18 protein-coding genes and 1 riboswitch are annotated in these 13,149 nt (G+C 62.1%); of the genes, 10 read left to right on the top strand and 8 right to left on the bottom strand.

Going from position 1 to position 13,149, the window contains the following annotated elements:
* Window positions 1-29: 29 nt before the first annotated feature.
* A complete protein-coding gene (locus D906_RS24195; RefSeq protein ID WP_016713295.1) occupies window positions 30-1,304 on the bottom strand; it encodes a uracil-xanthine permease family protein in 1,275 nt (424 codons plus the stop codon).
* 2 nt (window positions 1,305-1,306) lie between these two features.
* Complete coding sequence (upp, locus tag D906_RS24190) at window positions 1,307-1,945, bottom strand: uracil phosphoribosyltransferase (RefSeq protein ID WP_011532223.1); 639 nt, start codon at window positions 1,943-1,945, stop codon at window positions 1,307-1,309.
* 162 nt (window positions 1,946-2,107) lie between these two features.
* Here upp and D906_RS24185 point away from each other — a divergent pair, with 162 nt between their 5' ends.
* The 4 genes from D906_RS24185 to D906_RS24170 all read left to right on the top strand — a co-directional run bounded on the left by D906_RS24185 (window position 2,108) and on the right by D906_RS24170 (window position 4,022).
* A complete protein-coding gene (locus D906_RS24185) occupies window positions 2,108-2,665 on the top strand; it encodes a hypoxanthine-guanine phosphoribosyltransferase (protein ID WP_019099801.1) in 558 nt (185 codons plus the stop codon).
* Between the two features lie 2 nt (window positions 2,666-2,667).
* Window positions 2,668-3,141: a WbuC family cupin fold metalloprotein gene (locus D906_RS24180; RefSeq protein ID WP_027615755.1), complete on the top strand. Its 474-nt coding sequence runs from the start codon at window positions 2,668-2,670 to the stop codon at window positions 3,139-3,141.
* Between the two features lie 51 nt (window positions 3,142-3,192).
* Window positions 3,193-3,663, top strand: a complete 471-nt coding sequence (locus tag D906_RS24175; RefSeq protein ID WP_019099799.1) for a hypothetical protein — start codon at window positions 3,193-3,195, stop codon at window positions 3,661-3,663.
* Window positions 3,664-3,731: 68 nt separating this feature from the next.
* The gene (locus D906_RS24170) at window positions 3,732-4,022 is read left to right on the top strand and encodes a PA4642 family protein (protein ID WP_027615754.1); all 291 of its coding nucleotides are present in this window, start codon (window positions 3,732-3,734) and stop codon (window positions 4,020-4,022) included.
* A 57-nt stretch (window positions 4,023-4,079) separates the two neighbouring features.
* Here the strand turns inward: D906_RS24170 and mqo are convergent, their stop codons facing one another.
* On the bottom strand, window positions 4,080-5,588 hold the full coding sequence (gene mqo, locus D906_RS24165) for a malate dehydrogenase (quinone) (RefSeq protein ID WP_016713291.1): 1,509 nt from the start codon (window positions 5,586-5,588) through the stop codon (window positions 4,080-4,082).
* A 600-nt stretch (window positions 5,589-6,188) separates the two neighbouring features.
* Window positions 6,189-6,422 carry a hypothetical protein gene (locus D906_RS24160; protein WP_016713290.1) on the bottom strand — a complete coding sequence of 78 codons (234 nt, stop codon included), beginning with the start codon at window positions 6,420-6,422 and terminating at the stop codon, window positions 6,189-6,191.
* A gap of 145 nt (window positions 6,423-6,567) precedes the next feature.
* On the opposite strand from D906_RS24160, the gene D906_RS24155 reads away from it, so the two are divergent.
* Complete coding sequence (locus tag D906_RS24155) at window positions 6,568-7,152, top strand: YajG family lipoprotein (RefSeq protein WP_016713289.1); 585 nt, start codon at window positions 6,568-6,570, stop codon at window positions 7,150-7,152.
* A gap of 65 nt (window positions 7,153-7,217) precedes the next feature.
* Here the strand turns inward: D906_RS24155 and D906_RS24150 are convergent, their stop codons facing one another.
* Entirely contained in the window at window positions 7,218-7,424 is a 207-nt protein-coding gene (locus D906_RS24150) for a hypothetical protein (protein WP_003247353.1), read from the bottom strand.
* Between the two features lie 159 nt (window positions 7,425-7,583).
* Between D906_RS24150 and D906_RS24145 the strand changes: the two genes are divergently transcribed.
* The gene (locus tag D906_RS24145) at window positions 7,584-7,844 is read left to right on the top strand and encodes a hypothetical protein (RefSeq protein WP_019099798.1); all 261 of its coding nucleotides are present in this window, start codon (window positions 7,584-7,586) and stop codon (window positions 7,842-7,844) included.
* A gap of 34 nt (window positions 7,845-7,878) precedes the next feature.
* Here D906_RS24145 and D906_RS24140 read toward each other — a convergent pair whose 3' ends face one another.
* Window positions 7,879-9,048, bottom strand: a complete 1,170-nt coding sequence (locus D906_RS24140; protein ID WP_161751628.1) for a 1-acyl-sn-glycerol-3-phosphate acyltransferase — start codon at window positions 9,046-9,048, stop codon at window positions 7,879-7,881.
* A gap of 122 nt (window positions 9,049-9,170) precedes the next feature.
* Here D906_RS24140 and D906_RS24135 point away from each other — a divergent pair, with 122 nt between their 5' ends.
* The 4 genes from D906_RS24135 to D906_RS24120 all read left to right on the top strand — a co-directional run bounded on the left by D906_RS24135 (window position 9,171) and on the right by D906_RS24120 (window position 11,157).
* Window positions 9,171-9,353: a CPXCG motif-containing cysteine-rich protein gene (locus D906_RS24135; RefSeq protein ID WP_012270508.1), complete on the top strand. Its 183-nt coding sequence runs from the start codon at window positions 9,171-9,173 to the stop codon at window positions 9,351-9,353.
* Window positions 9,353-9,613, top strand: coding sequence for a putative signal transducing protein (locus D906_RS24130; RefSeq protein WP_016713286.1), 261 nt, complete (start codon window positions 9,353-9,355; stop codon window positions 9,611-9,613). The genes D906_RS24135 and D906_RS24130 overlap by 1 nt, the downstream gene beginning before the upstream one ends.
* A 15-nt stretch (window positions 9,614-9,628) precedes the next feature.
* Window positions 9,629-10,249: an SOS response-associated peptidase gene (locus D906_RS24125; protein ID WP_027615753.1), complete on the top strand. Its 621-nt coding sequence runs from the start codon at window positions 9,629-9,631 to the stop codon at window positions 10,247-10,249.
* An 89-nt stretch (window positions 10,250-10,338) separates the two neighbouring features.
* Complete coding sequence (locus tag D906_RS24120; protein ID WP_019099796.1) at window positions 10,339-11,157, top strand: M48 family metallopeptidase; 819 nt, start codon at window positions 10,339-10,341, stop codon at window positions 11,155-11,157.
* 103 nt (window positions 11,158-11,260) lie between these two features.
* Here the strand turns inward: D906_RS24120 and D906_RS24115 are convergent, their stop codons facing one another.
* Both D906_RS24115 and D906_RS24110 read right to left on the bottom strand, forming a co-directional pair.
* Window positions 11,261-11,842 carry a TMEM165/GDT1 family protein gene (locus tag D906_RS24115; protein ID WP_174244692.1) on the bottom strand — a complete coding sequence of 194 codons (582 nt, stop codon included), beginning with the start codon at window positions 11,840-11,842 and terminating at the stop codon, window positions 11,261-11,263.
* 91 nt (window positions 11,843-11,933) lie between these two features.
* Window positions 11,934-12,073: riboswitch (yybP-ykoY riboswitch) on the bottom strand.
* A gap of 40 nt (window positions 12,074-12,113) precedes the next feature.
* A complete protein-coding gene (locus tag D906_RS24110; RefSeq protein WP_016713282.1) occupies window positions 12,114-13,112 on the bottom strand; it encodes a class I SAM-dependent methyltransferase in 999 nt (332 codons plus the stop codon).
* Window positions 13,113-13,149 lie beyond the last annotated feature (37 nt).

Below are 13,149 nucleotides of genomic sequence, written 5' to 3'. Positions count from 1 at the left end.
CGAAGAGGCCAGATCAGGTTAAAGCCGGATCACGGCAACTGATCATCCAGCTTCTTGTGCTTCCAGCCATCATTGCCCGGCAAGATCAGGTTCAGGGCAATCGCCACGATGGCGCACAGGGCGATGCCTTTCAGGCCCCAGTCATCCGGGCCGTCACCGCTGCCGATCAGCACGCCGCCGATACCGAACACCAAGGTGACCGACACGATCACCAGGTTGCGGGCTTCGGCCAGGTCGATCTTGTGGCGGATCATGGTGTTCATGCCCACTGCCGCGATCGAGCCGAACAGCAGGCACAGAATGCCGCCCATCACCGGTACCGGGATGCTTTGCAGCAGCGCGCCGAACTTGCCGATGAACGCCAGGGTGATGGCGAAGACCGCCGCCCAGGTCATGATCTTCGGGTTGTAGTTCTTGGTCAGCATCACCGCGCCAGTCACTTCGGCGTAGGTGGTGTTGGGCGGGCCGCCGAACAGGCCGGCTGCGGTAGTGGCCAGGCCGTCACCCAGCAAGGTGCGGTGCAGGCCAGGCTTTTTCAGGTAGTCACGACCGGTCACGCTACCGACCGCGATTACCCCACCGATATGCTCGATCGCCGGTGCCAGGGCAACAGGGACGATGAACAGGATGGCCTGCCAGTTGAACGCCGGTGCGGTGAAGTTGGGGATCTCCAGCCACGGTGCAGCGGCGATCTTGGCGGTATCGACCACGCCAAAGGCGAACGACAGGGCAAAGCCTACCAGCACGCCCGCAATGATCGGCACCAGGCGGAAGATGCCTTTACCGAACACGGCGACGATCAGCGTAGTGAGCAGCGCCGGCATCGAGATCATCATGGCGGTCTTGTACGGCAGCAGCACGCTGCCATCACCAGCCTTGCCCATTGCCATGTTGGCAGCGATCGGTGCCATGGCCAGGCCGATGGAGATGATCACCGGGCCGATCACCACCGGCGGCAGCATGCGGTCGATGAACCCGGTGCCTTTGATTTTCACCATCAGGCCCATGAAGGTGTACACGAAGCCTGCGGCCATCACGCCGCCCATGGTCTCGGCCAGGCCGAACTGGCCCTTGGCGAGGATGATCGGGGTGATGAAGGCAAAGCTGGAGGCCAGGAACACCGGTACCTGGCGGCCGGTGACCAGCTGGAACAGCAGGGTGCCGATGCCGGCGGTGAACAGCGCGACGTTCGGGTCGAGGCCGGTGATCAATGGCATCAGCACCAGCGCGCCGAATGCCACGAAGAGCATCTGCGCGCCCGAAACGACCTGGCGCCAGAGCGGGTCGTTGAAGCCGTCCTGCATGGTCAGGCGTCCTTTTGCTTGGTGCCGAAGATTTTGTCACCGGCATCGCCCAGGCCCGGCACGATGTAGCCGTGTTCGTTCAGACGCTGGTCGATCGAGGCGGTGTAGATCTGCACATCCGGGTGGGCTTTTTCCACCACTTCGATGCCTTCTGGCGCGGCAACCAGCACCATGGCGCGAATCTCTTTGCAGCCGGCCTTTTTCAGCAGGTCGATGGTGGCGACCATCGAGCCGCCGGTGGCCAGCATCGGGTCGATGATCAGGGCCAGGCGCTGGTTGATATCCGGCGCGAGTTTTTCCAGGTAGGTGTGGGCTTCCAGGGTTTCTTCGTTGCGGGCAACGCCGACGGCGCTCACCTTGGCGCCCGGGATCAGGCTGAGCACGCCGTCGAGCATGCCGATGCCGGCGCGCAGGATAGGCACCACGGTGATTTTCTTGCCGGCGATTTTTTCAACTTGAACCTTGCCACACCAGCCGTCGATCTCGTAGGTTTCCAGTGGCAGGTCCTGGGTGGCTTCGTAGGTCAGGAGCGCGCCGACTTCCTGGGCGAGTTCGCGAAAATTCTTGGTGCTGATATCGGCACGGCGCATCAGGCCGAGCTTGTGGCGGATCAGCGGATGGCGGATCTCACGAGTGGGCATAGGGGGGCTCCGAAAGGCGGGCAAAAAAACCGCGCTAGATTAATCTATTCAGCCTGTGCTGTCGTCTGGTCATTCTGGACGTTAGTCCATAAATGCTTGATCTGTGACGAGCGGATGCGTACCTTTGCCCGCTTTTCCAAAATGCACCCCCCGGAGAGCGCCATGTCCGCCGATCTCGAGCATATCCGTCAAGTCATGCGTGAAGCTGACTGCCTGTACAACGAAGCCGAAGTCGAAGCGGCCATCGCCAACGTCGGCGAGCAGATCTGCAAAGACCTGCACGACAAGAACCCGGTGGTGTTCTGCGTGATGAACGGCGGCCTGATCTTCGCTGGCAAACTGCTCACCCACCTGCAGTTCCCGCTGGAAGCGTCGTACCTGCACGCCACCCGCTACCGCAACCAGACCAGCGGCGGTGAGCTGTTCTGGAAGGCCAAACCGGAAGTGTCGTTCATCGACCGTGACGTGCTGATCGTCGATGACATCCTCGACGAAGGCCACACCCTCAGCGCCATCATCGAGTTCTGCAAGCATGCCGGCGCGCGTTCGGTGCACACGGCGGTACTGATCGACAAGGACCACGACCGCAAGGCCAGCCCGGACCTCAAGGCCAACTACGTGGGCCTGCCGTGCGTCGACCGCTACATCTTCGGCTACGGCATGGACTACAAAGGCTACTGGCGCAACGCCAACGGCATCTTCGCCGTCAAGGGGCTGTGACCATGCGCCAGCCTGCGTTCATCGACCAATCGCTGTTCGCCGGGCTGGCCGAAAAGGCGGCCGCCAACCCGCGCGGGCGGCAGCATCACAACTTCCATGAGATGGAAGAGCCTTGCCACCGCATGGCGGTGGGGCTGCAGCCGAATACCTATATCCCGCCGCACCGGCACCTGAGCGACGACAAGGCTGAGGCCCTGATCGTGCTCAAGGGCCGCCTGGGCCTGCTGATCTTCGATGAGCAGGGCGTGGTAACCGCCAAGCGGGTGCTGCAGGCGGGCGGCGACTGCCTGGGAGTGGACCTGCCACCAGGCACGTACCATGGGTTGGTGGTGCTGGAGCCCGACAGCATGCTGTTCGAATGCAAGGCCGGGCCTTACCGACCCGTGGGCGAGGGCGAGCATGCGCACTGGGCGCCGCGTGAAGGCGATGAGGGTGTCGCCGAGTACCAGGCCTGGATGCGCGCGCAGTTCGATTGATAGTGCCTGCACACGGCATGCTAGAGTGCTCCTTCATACAAGGAGCCTCACATGCGTGCGATTCTTCCCCTCCTGCTGGCAGTCAGCCTGCCACTTGCCGCCGCACCGCTGCACAGTCAGTTCCTGCCACCTGACGACCTGTCTTTACGCCAGGAGGCGCCGACCGGCCAGCAATTGCTGCAAGTGACCGACTACTCCGTGGTGGTGGGTGCCCAGCGCCAGTCCGATCAGCAGCCGATCCCGATCACGTCGTCGTTGCAGGTGCGCCTGAAAGGCAAGCCGCTGAGCAAGGGCGCGACCATTGCCCAGGTGCTGCTGACGTTCGACGGTGAGGCGGCCAAGAGCCTGAAGAAGCCCGTGTATGACGAAAAAACCCGCACCCTGAGCCTGAATTACCCGGTCAGCGACTATCGGGTGATCATGGATCTGCTGCGCAACGAAACGCTGTATGTGCAGTTTCTGACCTATAACAACGGCCATATCTGGGCCGACCTGCACACCGGTACCGTACGTACGCGTTGAGGCACGCGGCCTGCGAGGGGTACACTGCCGGCCTTCGAAATTCCGTGATGGTCCAGTTGGAGTCGGCAATGCGTAAAGACAAGAAACAGGTAATCGGTGACGAAATCAGCGACGACTACATCAAGTCGTTCCTTCAGTTCGAGCCGGCCGATGGCGTGACCTCGCCGTCGCTGCACAAGCTGGTCAAGGCCTACCGTGGCCTGCGCGTCGATGACTTCGAGCGCTTTGTCGGCTTCTTCGTCGAAGCGGGCCTGGACCTGGATGGCAAGGACGAGCACGGCAAGACCTTCGTCGAGCAGATAGCCGACCAGCGCAATGCGCCGGAGTACATCGAGATCATCGTTAAAGCCCGCGGCTGATAACGGCCCAGGCACAAAAAAACGCCCCGAGGGGCGTTTTTTCGTTTCAGGCCGGCATTAAGCGTAATGCTTGGCTGCCGGGCTGCTTTCCACCAGGTCCAGCGCCACGTCGTTGTCGGCACTGATCTTGTGGTACAGAGCGGCATCGGTCGCCAGCGTCTTCTCACGCGCCGGGAAGATTTCCTTGAGCTTGGCAGCCCAGGCACCTTTGGCCTGCTCGGGGAAGCAGCGCTCGATCAGTTCCAGCATGATCGACACGGTAACCGAAGCACCTGGCGATGCGCCGAGCAGTGCGGCCAGGCTGCCGTCCTGGGCCGAGACCAGCTCGGTACCGAACTGCAGCACGCCGCCTTTTTTCGGGTCTTTCTTGATGATCTGCACACGCTGACCGGCCACTTCCAGGCGCCAGTCTTCGGCCTTGGCCTGCGGGTAGAAGCGACGCAGGGCTTCCAGGCGCTGCTCCATCGACTGCATCACTTCGCTGACCAGGTACTTGGTCAGGTCCATGTTGTCGCGGGCCACGGCCAGCATCGGGCCGATGTTGCCCATGCGTACCGACAGCGGCAGGTCCATCAGCGAACCGTGCTTGAGGAACTTGGTGGTGAAGCCAGCGTACGGGCCGAACAGCAGCGAAGTCTTGCCGTCCACAACACGGGTGTCCAGGTGCGGCACCGACATCGGCGGGGCGCCTACGGCGGCCTGGCTGTAGACCTTGGCCTGGTGCTGTTTGACGATTTCCGGGTTGTCGCAACGCAGCCACTGGCCGCTGACCGGGAAGCCGCCGAAGCCTTTGCCTTCCGGGATGCCCGACAGCTGGAGCAGCGGCAGGGCCGCGCCACCGGCGCCGAGGAAGACGAAGCGGGCGTCGACTTCACGGCTGCCGCCGCTGTTGACGTCCTTGATGCTCACGGTCCAGCCGCTGCCGTTACGGCGCAGGCCGACAACCTTCTTGCTGTACTTGACCTGTGCGTCCTGCGAGTCGCCCAGCAGCTTGAGCAGCTTGTTGGTCAGGGCGCCGAAGTTGACGTCGGTGCCTTTGGCCACGCGGGTAGCGGCGATGTGCTGGTCGGCCGGGCGGCCAGGCATCATCAGCGGCATCCAGTCGTTCATCACGGCCTTGTCTTCGGTGTATTCCATGTCGGCGAAGGCATGGTGCTGCTTGAGCAGCTCGAAGCGCTTCTTGAGGAAGGAAACACCCTTGTCACCTTCGACGTAGCTCAGGTGCGGGACAGGGTTGATGAACGCACGTGCCGAGCCGAAGTTGCCCTTCTTGCTCAGGTAAGCCCAGAACTGGCGCGAAACCTCGAACTGGGTGTTGATGTGCACGGCCTTCTTGATGTCGATGCTGCCATCGGCGGCCTGGGGCGTGTAGTTAAGCTCGCACAGACCGGCGTGGCCGGTGCCTGCGTTGTTCCAGGGGTTGGAGCTTTCCGCGGCTCCGGAGTCCATCGCCTCGACGACCTCAAGCTTCAGGGTCGGGTCGAGCTCCTTGAGCAGTACGGCCAGGGTGGCACTCATGATGCCCGCGCCTACCAGTACCACATCAACCGATTCGTTCTGCGCCATTTAACGCGTCTCCACAATCTACAGCTACCTAATTGACAGCATAGGACCTGGGTTCGCCAGGGTCGCCATGTCCGACTTTTCGCAGTTCTTGCAACTTCCGCGGACACCGCCAATCAGTCTTCGGGTTCGGGTATTGAACGCCGTTTGCCACAGGTGCGGCAATTCGACTTATGGTCAAGGTGTCGTGCGTGCGTTATGGAACGGTTCAGACACTCATACGGGATGAGCGCATTTGCCGCCTGTTCAGGGCTGTTCGGGACACATCTGCCGCTTTTGCACATGCCAGACTGTTCATTTGCTCGCCACACTCTTGTGAAGTTGTGAAAACCGTTTTTTCACGCTCTTTTGGAGACGTGAACCTCAAAGGGGGACTGCGCGATGGCAACCCGCAGGTTCATGCAGTGTGAAGGGCCGGAAAAGCAGGCACGACAGCCGATGCAAGACCTGAGTGGAAGGCTCTCTGTGGGCGAAGCGGTGAAGTTGCCGGGGTCAATCGGCGAGTGCGGGGCCCGATCAGGAGACGTCCTTATAATCGGGGGGAGATTATAGCGATGTCGCGGGCAGAAATGTCGCCATTCGTGGTTTTTATTGCAGCGTTTGTCAGGCCGCGAGGATGCGCTGGTGCCAGCGGCGGCTTGCGCGGGCGCAAACCCGGGCGTCGGCAGGCAGTTCGTGGCCCAGCCAGGCCAACCGGGTTTCACCAATCTGGACCCAGTCGCTGCCGTTGGGTGCCTGGCTGCATTGCTTGAAGGCCACGCATTTGCCGTGGGCATCGAGGCGGGCATAGGCATGGTGGCGCGGGCGTTGGAAGAGCAGCGTCCAGAGCGAGGCCATGACGAGGAGTCCTTTGCGTGAGGGCTTGGCGCGAGGATAAGGGCGAGGCCATGAAACGATTGTGACAAGCGGGCCGGACCGATGACTGGTCGATGCGTGCCTAGGTATACTGTGCGCCTTAGCCGCATTTTCTGGAGAAACGCGCATGTTGCAACGTCTGTTGTTCGGTTTGATCGCCGTGGCCAGCCTCAGCCTGGTCGGTTGTGCCCACAGCCCGCAACAACTCAACCCGCAACCCACGCTCAAGGCCCAGCTCACGCCGGTCGGCCATGGCCAGCCGGTGGTGGTCCGGGTGGTTGACGGCCGGGCTTCGCAGTCCCTGGGTACCCGTGGTGGCATGTACCCCGAAACCAGCACCATCAGCGTCAGCGGTAACGACGTGGTGCCCAAGCTGCAAGCCCAGGCCGAAGCTGCCGTGCGCCTGCTCGGCTTCACCCCGACGCCAAATGCCTATAACGCACCGCAGCTGACCGTGACCCTGGCCGAGCTGAAATACCAGTCGCCCAAAGACAACCTGTACGTGACCGAAGCCACCATTGGCGCCACCTTCCGTGCCGACGTGCGCAACGGCGGCCGCAGCTACAGCGGCCGTTACGGTGCTTCGCTGGACCAGCGTTTCGGCATGGCGCCGAACCAGGACACCAACACCCAACTGGTGGGTGATGTGCTGAGCGATGCGTTGACCCGTATGTTCAAAGACCCGACCATCGGGCAGGTACTGGGGCAGTAAGCCTTCAGCAATAAAAAGAAACCGCTGCCTGGGTGCCAGGCAGCGGTTTTTTTGTCTGTACAGGTTCAAGCCGCTTCTATGTGGAAATCCAGCAGGCTGAAGCCGGTTCCGGCATCCACTTCGGGCAAGTCTTCGTGCACATGCCCACCTAGCGCACAGTAGACGAGCCATTGGCGGTCCTGCACGTTGATGGCAAAACCATCGATCAGCGCCTGTTGTTCATCGCTCTGGGCGACGAGGTAAAGGCGGTCCTGGTTTTCGGCGTGCAACATGAACAAGCTCCGGGTCATGAAAGGCCGATAGGGTGGCCTGTTCTGATGACGAGCTAATGACAGATGAAATTTAATGACACTTTGTCGTCCAAGGCGGGTGCGCGGGTGCGACTTGGGTAAAATGCGGGCCTTTGTTGCTGCTCACACCGAGGTCGCCTGATGTCCTTGCAAGTGCTCTGGGGGTTTCTGTCCGCCCACCCCGCCAAGTGGATCAACCTGCTGGCGCTGCTGCTGACGTGTCCAGGTGGGTTGCTGCTGCACAGTGCTCGGCGGCGTGATGCCGAGACCCGTGAATACATGGCGGTGGACGAGGGCGTGGTGGATGCGTTCGACCTCCGAGTGCCGCGCTACTTCTATATTCTCGGTTTTTCGTGTCTGGCGATGGCGTTGCTGCTGTCCTGGCTCAGTACCTGGGTTTGACTGAATGGGGCCGCAAAGCGGCCCCGACAATCTGTCAGGCTACAGGTGCCTGTTGCCGCACCTGGTACTGGTTACGCACCGGCGTCGCATACTGCAACACCAGGTAAGGCCGCTGCTCTTCAGGGCAGGCATCCAGGCGGCGCTGCCATTCTTCCTTGGCCTTGGCCAACTCATCGGCCGGGAACACTTTCTCGGCACTCGGCACCTGCAGGGCCTCGTCCTTGCCCTCCCACATCGCATACGCCAGGTAATGCACCGGGAATAGCCGGTAGCCACCCAGGATCTGCCGGTCGATTTCCGCCGCCAGCTGCTTGGTATCCTCGTGGTATTCGGTCACCGGTGGGGCGAAATTGATATGCACCCGGCCCTTGTAGCCGGTAATGCCCTTGGCGATGCTGTTGTCATCCTCGCCCGGCGCCTTCTTGTAGGTGCCGGTGGTGGCGCGGATGTAAAGCTCGCGGGCCTTGGCCTGGTCGCAGGGGTCGTATTCGTAGCTGATCGACACGGGCGTCAGGTTAAGGCTCTGGATCACCGCGCCGAACGGCTCGTCCTTGCGGCTCATGTGGAACATCTTGAGGATCGCCGAGTCGGTACGGTCGTCACCGTCCTTGGCCCGCCCTTCGGCCTGGGCGATCCAGATCGAGGTGGCATCGTTGCGGATCGAGTGGTTGATGTAGGCCGAGAGCAACTGGTAAGCCGCCAGCTTCTCGCGGCGCCCGCTGATCGAACGGTGCACGATGAAGCTTTTGTTCAGGCGCATCATGTCGCTGACAAAGGGCTTTTGCAGCAGGTTGTCACCAATGGCGATGCGCGGCGTGGGCAGGCCGGCATGGTACACCGCGTAGTTGACGAAGGCGGGGTCCATGACGATGTCACGGTGGTTGGCCAGGAACAGGTAGGCAGTGCCGGCCTTGAGCTGCTCTACGCCGGAATAGGTGACGCCGTCGGTGGCACGGTCGATAGTCTGGTCGACGTAGTACTCGACTTTGTCCTGCAAGGTGGAAACGCAGGTGACGCCGGCGAATTCCTTGCGCAGGCGGCGGGCAATCAGCGGTTTGAGCAACCAGCCGAGAGCACCGGCCGCACGCGGGAAGCGGAAGTGGGTGAGGATATCGAGGAATGCCGGGTCGCTGAGCAGGCGTGCCAGAACGGCAGGGACCTCAGCGTCGTCGTACGGTCGGATGGCATCGAATTCGCCCATCATGCTCTCTTGTTGGAAACGGCTAGGGTAATAAGGTAAGGGCGGGCTCCGAAAAACGGCTCGGACACACACTGGCCCTGTAAACAGACCGGCAATTATACGCATAAGTCACCCCGGAGGCCGCGATGCTGGAAACTGCGATCTACGATTGCCCTTATTGTGGCGAAGAAGTCGAAACGACGGTGGACCTGTCCGGCGGCGATCAGGAGTACATCGAGGACTGCCAGGTATGCTGCAAGCCTATCCGCTTCGTACTGCAGGTTCATGGCGAGGAGTGGATGCTGGATGTCTTCGGTGAGAACGACTGATGCGGCGGATCTATGAACCTGAAAGCCTGCTCGAAGCCGAAATGCTGATCGGGATGCTGGCCAGTGAGGGTGTCGATGTTCAACTGGTGGGCCGTGACCTGATGGGCGGTGTGGGCGAGTTGCCGATGCAAGGCTTGTTGGGGCTTGCGGTAGCGGATGAGCAGGCCGAGTACGCACGGCGGCTGATCGATGCGTACAATGATGCCCAGCCACTGGTTGGCGACGAACCGGAGAGTTTCCCCGGTACCTTGATCTGCTAGGTTCTGAATTCGCCCATGTGTGGACGTTACGCCCTGTTTCGCTGGCCCCAGGCGCTGGCCAGCCTGCCTGGTTTTCCCGAAGGCCAGCCGGCCCAATGGAACATTGCTCCCGGTGCCACGGTGCTGATCCAGCGCCAGCTCGACGGCCAGCAGCAACTGGCCAAGGCGCGCTGGGGGCTGACCCCGGCCTGGCTTACCGACCTGTCCCGCACCCCCGCCCATGCCCGCGCCGAAACGCTGGCCGAGCAACCCATGTTCCGCGAGGCGTTTCGCCAGCGCCGCTGCCTGATGCCGGCCAACGGCTTTTACGAATGGCGTGGCAGCGTGCGTAAACGCCCGTACTGGTTGACCCCGGGGGAGGGCTCGTCGCTGTACTTTGCTGCGGTGTGGGAGGCCTATCCCGTGCAGGATCAGGTGTGGCTTAGCTGTGCGGTGGTGACCCAGGCGGCCATGAACCAGCGTCGACCGCTGATACTGGATGAGACAGGGCAGGCAGCCTGGCTCGACCCGGACACGCCGGTTACCCGCTTGCACGAGTTGCTGGCCAGCCCTGCGGCACAGCTGCGTGAGCGGGCGCTGGCCAATTTCGTCAATGACCCGAAGCTGGATGCGCCGGAGTGCCTGACTCCAGCCTGATGCGCTGGTCGATAAAATCTTCCCTGCGGCTATGGCAGCCACAGGCGAGTCGGCCTAGGATACGCCGCATGTGGATAGGGAGTGTTTTCATGCGTAAGTCTTTTGTTGTCAGCCTGTTGAGTGCTGGAATCCTGCTGGCCGGCTGCCAGGCGGTGAACACCACCAGCGGTGGTGCTGTCGGCGTGCAGCGCCAGCAGTACATGTTCAGCATGCTTTCGACCGATGAGGTCAACCAGATGTACGCCCAGTCGTACCAGCAGACCTTGGGCGAAGCGTCGAGCAAGGGTGTGCTCGACAAGTCCAGCGCCGATGCCAAACGCGTGCAGGTCATCGCCAACCGCCTGATCGCCCAGGCGCCCAAGTTCCGCCCGGATGCCGCGCAGTGGAACTGGGAAGTCAACGTGATAAAAAGCGACGAACTGAACGCCAACTGCGGCCCGGGCGGCAAGATCATCGTCTACACCGGGCTGATCGATCAGCTCAAGCTCACCGATGCAGAAATTGCCGCCGTGGTGGGGCATGAAATTGCTCACGCCCTGCGTGAGCACAGCCGCGAGGCGATGTCCAAGGCCTATGGCGTGCAAATGGCCCGTCAGGGTGCCGGTGCCCTCTTGGGCCTGGGCGAGGGCAGCATGGCCATGGCCGATGCCGTGGTGAACTACTCCATGACCTTGCCCAACAGCCGGGCCAACGAGAACGAAGCCGACCTGATCGGCCTGGAACTGTCGGCCCGCGCCGGTTACGACCCGAATGCTGCGATCACCTTGTGGAACAAGATGAGCAAGGCTTCCGAAGGCGCGCCACCAGAGTTCATGAGCACTCACCCGGCTTCTGAAAGCCGTATCGCTTCGCTGCAGGCGGCGATTCCGAAGGTGATGCCGCTGTATCAGGCTGCGGCCAAGCAGTAAGACCGCAAGGGGGCTGCTTTGCAGCCCTTTCGCGGCACAAGGCCGCTCCTACAACGGTACGCGATCCCCTGTAGGAGCGGCCTTGTGCCCCTCTTTTTTTCAGTTAGCCGATCCAGCCACTGGCCTTCATCGCCGAGTACACGGCCACGATCGCCAGCACGAAGAACGCCGTGGCCGCCAGGCGACGAATCAGCGTCAGGGGCAGCTTGTCTGCCGCGAAGTTACCCGCCAGAACCACCGGCACGTTGGCAATCAGCATGCCCAGCGTGGTCCCGATAATGACCATGATCAGGTGCGGATACTGCGCAGCCAGCATCACGGTTGCAACCTGGGTCTTGTCACCGATTTCGGCCAGGAAGAACGCGATCAGCGTGGTCAGGAACGGCCCGAAGCGACGTGCGGGGTTTTCGTCTTCATCCATCTTGTCCGGTACCAGTGTCCACAGCGCGGTGGCGGTAAAGCTCGCGGCCAGGATCCAGTGCAGGGCCGAGTCGCTGAAGAAGCTGCCGAACCATGCGCCCACGGCACCGGCTGCAGCATGGTTGGCCAGGGTGGCGGCGATGATGCCGGCGATGATCGGCCAAGGCTTGCGGAAGCGGGCAGCAAGAATGAGAGCGAGCAGTTGCGTCTTGTCGCCGATTTCGGCCAAGGCAACGATAGCGGTGGGGACCAACAGAGATTCCAGCATCAGGATTCCTACGGGGGCGGGTCGACACGGCTATGACACGTACAGCCTCCCCGCCCCGGGTAAGGTGTGCGTGTCATAGGTCTTGTCAAACCCTGGATCCGTCTACGCGGATCTCTCCATGCAGGCTGGCATGGTGGGTCGCACGCGCCATGGTCTGTGGACCAAGTATGTTGACGCGTACCGGGCGAGCAGTGCGCTCGCGGGAGACTACTCCCCTAGGACGGTGCGGATTCTGCCTAGGCAAAACGCTTTCGGCAAGCGCTGTTTTTTATCCGTGGGTTGCTTGGTAGATACGGAAGCCGTCGGCCTCGTCGCGTACCTGGCAGTTGCCCAGTGCCCCTTCGATCAGCGGTTGGTAGCGCAGGAAGCTGTTGGCGACCAAGCGCATTTCGCCCCCTTTTCGCAGATGAACGGCAGATTTTTTCAGCAAGTTCTCCGAGGCCTGGTAATTGGTGTGCACCCCGGTATGGAACGGCGGGTTGCTCAGAATCAGGCTCAGCTCGGCAGGTGCCGCATCAATGCCATCACCGCTGATCACCTCACCCTCCAGGCCGTTGGCAGCCAGTGTCAGACGACTGGCCTCAACCGCGAAGGCGTCCACATCCAGCAGCGTTACCCGGCTTTGTGGATAACGGCGCTTGACCGTGGCGCCCAATATCCCTGCGCCGCAGCCGAAGTCCAGCACATGGCCGCCTGGCAGGCCGTCGAGGTGCTTGAGCAGCAGGGCAGTACCGCGGTCGAGGCGGCCGTGGCTGAATACGCCCGGCAGGCTGACCACCTGCAAGGGGCCGTCTTCCAGCGCCAGCTCGAAGTGCTCGGCCAGGCTTGCCAGCGGCTTGGCATCGGGGGCGTGCTCGATGGTCACTTGCCACAGCTGGCAGTGGCGGGCGCTGTCGAGCTTGCGCGGTTTGCCAAAGGCTTGCAGTTGCTTGGCCGCACCTTCGATGCCGCCGCGTTTTTCGCCGACCAGGTACAGCTCACGGCCGGCCAGGCGCGATGCCAGGGCATTCAGCAGGTAGGCCGCCAGCTCACGGGACTTGGGCAGGAACAGCACGGCGCTGTCGAATGCCATTTCAGGCGGCTCTACCCCGTAATGGCTGCGGCCGGCGAAGCGGCTGTCGAGCATGGCCTGATCGCCGGCATGCCAAGTCCAGGCCTTGGCCTGTGGCAATTGGGCGAGCAGGCCGTCGGCGGGGGCGCCAGCGATCAGCAGCGGCCCCTGGAACAGCTCTGCCTGGCGGAGCAACACTTCACTGCGCGGGTCCATGGACGACGCCTCCTGGAAAAAAGTGGCGCAGTGTAGC

This window comes from Pseudomonas sp. LAIL14HWK12:I1, assembly GCF_003202095.1.
Taxonomy (GTDB): domain Bacteria; phylum Pseudomonadota; class Gammaproteobacteria; order Pseudomonadales; family Pseudomonadaceae; genus Aquipseudomonas; species Aquipseudomonas monteilii.
Note: the sequence above shows the minus strand (reverse complement) of the source record. Positions and strands in the feature narration are given on the sequence as shown.

Bases quoted from the DNA above. Each gene is read 5' to 3' on its own strand.
- D906_RS24110 (WP_016713282.1), bottom strand. From the start codon at position 13,112: ATGGACCCGCGCAGTGAAGTGTTGCTCCGCCAGGCAGAGCTGTTCCAG.
- D906_RS24180 (WP_027615755.1), top strand. From the start codon at position 2,668: ATGCGCCAGCCTGCGTTCATCGACCAATCGCTGTTCGCCGGGCTGGCC.
- D906_RS24140 (WP_161751628.1), bottom strand. From the start codon at position 9,048: ATGATGGGCGAATTCGATGCCATCCGACCGTACGACGACGCTGAGGTC.
- D906_RS24170 (WP_027615754.1), top strand. From the start codon at position 3,732: ATGCGTAAAGACAAGAAACAGGTAATCGGTGACGAAATCAGCGACGAC.
- D906_RS24145 (WP_019099798.1), top strand. From the start codon at position 7,584: ATGTCCTTGCAAGTGCTCTGGGGGTTTCTGTCCGCCCACCCCGCCAAG.
- D906_RS24195 (WP_016713295.1), bottom strand. From the start codon at position 1,304: ATGCAGGACGGCTTCAACGACCCGCTCTGGCGCCAGGTCGTTTCGGGC.
- D906_RS24150 (WP_003247353.1), bottom strand. From the start codon at position 7,424: ATGTTGCACGCCGAAAACCAGGACCGCCTTTACCTCGTCGCCCAGAGC.
- D906_RS24125 (WP_027615753.1), top strand. From the start codon at position 9,629: ATGTGTGGACGTTACGCCCTGTTTCGCTGGCCCCAGGCGCTGGCCAGC.
- D906_RS24155 (WP_016713289.1), top strand. From the start codon at position 6,568: ATGTTGCAACGTCTGTTGTTCGGTTTGATCGCCGTGGCCAGCCTCAGC.
- D906_RS24160 (WP_016713290.1), bottom strand. From the start codon at position 6,422: ATGGCCTCGCTCTGGACGCTGCTCTTCCAACGCCCGCGCCACCATGCC.
- D906_RS24130 (WP_016713286.1), top strand. From the start codon at position 9,353: ATGCGGCGGATCTATGAACCTGAAAGCCTGCTCGAAGCCGAAATGCTG.
- upp (WP_011532223.1), bottom strand. From the start codon at position 1,945: ATGCCCACTCGTGAGATCCGCCATCCGCTGATCCGCCACAAGCTCGGC.
- mqo (WP_016713291.1), bottom strand. From the start codon at position 5,588: ATGGCGCAGAACGAATCGGTTGATGTGGTACTGGTAGGCGCGGGCATC.
- D906_RS24120 (WP_019099796.1), top strand. From the start codon at position 10,339: ATGCGTAAGTCTTTTGTTGTCAGCCTGTTGAGTGCTGGAATCCTGCTG.
- D906_RS24135 (WP_012270508.1), top strand. From the start codon at position 9,171: ATGCTGGAAACTGCGATCTACGATTGCCCTTATTGTGGCGAAGAAGTC.
- D906_RS24175 (WP_019099799.1), top strand. From the start codon at position 3,193: ATGCGTGCGATTCTTCCCCTCCTGCTGGCAGTCAGCCTGCCACTTGCC.
- D906_RS24185 (WP_019099801.1), top strand. From the start codon at position 2,108: ATGTCCGCCGATCTCGAGCATATCCGTCAAGTCATGCGTGAAGCTGAC.